This window comes from Pseudoramibacter alactolyticus ATCC 23263 (genome assembly GCF_000185505.1).
GTDB classification, from domain to species: domain Bacteria; phylum Bacillota; class Clostridia; order Eubacteriales; family Eubacteriaceae; genus Pseudoramibacter; species Pseudoramibacter alactolyticus.
The window spans coordinates 1-600 of the sequence record NZ_GL622378.1 but is presented as its reverse complement, the minus strand read 5'-3'; the positions used below and the strand labels follow the sequence as shown (position 1 = coordinate 600).

General features: G+C 51.7%; 1 protein-coding gene. It reads left to right on the top strand.

All coding sequences use genetic code 11. From position 1 onward, the window contains the following. Positions 1-600: preprotein translocase subunit SecY (locus HMPREF0721_RS11240; RefSeq protein WP_006599918.1), on the top strand; the 600-nt coding region annotated here is incomplete at both ends.

Here is a 600-nt window from a genome sequence, read left to right as displayed (position 1 = left end):
CTACGTGGAGCAGTCTGTACGCCGCGTTCCCGTGCAATATGCTAAACGCATGATTGGTCGCCGTACCATTGGCGGTACCAGTACCTATATTCCGCTCAAAGTCAATATGGCGGGCGTTATTCCCATCATCTTCGCCTCCTCACTGCTGACTTTGCCTGGTATTATCGCGCAGTTCAATACACCACAGGGTGGTGCAGCACCCCCCGAATGGGTGAACTGGGTAAATACTTACCTTACGAGGGGCGATCATCCGCTGTACATCGCTCTGTACTTCCTGCTGATTCTTGGATTCACGTATTTCTATGTTGCGGTGACTTTCGATCCGGTCGAGGTTGCAGACAATATGAAGAAATATGGCGGCTTTATTCCGGGTGTTCGCGCGGGTAAGCCCACTGAACGTTACCTCAGCTATGTGCTAACCCGTATTACACTTCCGGGTTCGCTTTACCTCGCTGTGGTTTCCATGATTCCGCTTGTTGCGTTGGTTCTCTTCAACGCAAACCAGAACTTCCCGTTCGGCGGTGCATCGCTGCTGATCGTGGTGGGTGTTGGTCTTGATACTCTCAAGCAGGTTAGCGCCCAGCTTCAACAACGAAACTA